This is a genomic window from Burkholderia sp. ZZQ-2 (assembly GCF_050768715.1).
Taxonomy (GTDB): Bacteria; Pseudomonadota; Gammaproteobacteria; order Burkholderiales; family Burkholderiaceae; genus Burkholderia; species Burkholderia cepacia.
In genome coordinates this window covers 1-1001 of sequence record NZ_LDVA01000097.1, presented here as the reverse complement: position 1 = coordinate 1001, position 1001 = coordinate 1, and the positions used below count along the sequence as shown (strand labels likewise).

Below are 1001 nucleotides of genomic sequence, written 5' to 3'. Positions count from 1 at the left end.
CCGCCGCGCCGGCCGACAAGCCGGCCGCGAAGCCCGCGCTCGTGCGCCCGGCGCTGAACGGCGAGAAGCCGGCGCCGGCCACGTCCGGCACGTCCGATGACGATTGGGAGACCTTCTAAATCATGTCGCACGCGCGCGCGCCGTTTCGACCCGATGCACCGGATGCCTCGCCTCGCGCGGGCGAGCCGGGGCGCGACTTCGCGTTCACGGGCGCGGATTTCGCACGCATCCGCGCGCTGATCCATCAACGCGCGGGGATCTCGCTGTCCGAGCACAAGCGCGACATGGCGTACAGCCGTCTCGCGCGCCGCTTGCGGGCACGCGGCCTCGACACGTTCCGCGACTACCTCGACCTGCTCGAGCAGGAAGACGATCCGCTCGAGTGGGAAGCGTTCACCAATGCGCTGACGACGAACCTGACCGCGTTCTTCCGCGAGTCGCACCATTTCCCGATCCTGTCGGATTTCGTGAAGGGGCGGCCGGCGCCCGTATCGGTCTGGTGTTCGGCGGCGTCGACCGGCGAGGAGCCTTACTCGATCGCGATCACGCTGATCGAGGCGCTCGGCGAATCGGCCGCGCGCGGCGCGTCGATCCTCGCGACCGACCTCGACACGCAGGTGCTCGCGAAGGCGGAGGCCGGCATCTACACGTATGACCAGGTCAAGCACCTCGCGCCGGAGCGGCTGAAGCGCTTCTTCCTGAAGGGCACGGGCGCGCAGGCCGGCCGCGTGAAGGTGCGCCCCGAGCTGCGCGCGATGATCCGCTTCGAGCAGCTGAACCTGACCGATGCGGACTACGGGATCGCGAAGCCGTTCGACGCGATCTTCTGCCGCAACGTGATGATCTATTTCGACAAGCCGACGCAGGGGCAGGTGCTGTCGCGCTTCGAGCCGCTCGTGAAGCCGGGCGGGCTGCTGTTCGCCGGCCATTCGGAAAACTTCACGTACGTCACGCAGGCGTTCCGGCTGCGCGGGCAGACGGTGTACGAACTGACTCGCGAT

The 1001-nt window shown here is 68.3% G+C and carries 1 protein-coding gene; it reads left to right on the top strand.

Annotated elements, in window-relative coordinates:
* Positions 1-122: 122 nt before the first annotated feature.
* Positions 123-1001 (top strand): CheR family methyltransferase (locus tag ABY44_RS05035; protein ID WP_431640920.1); only part of this gene is annotated, 879 nt, incomplete at its 3' end.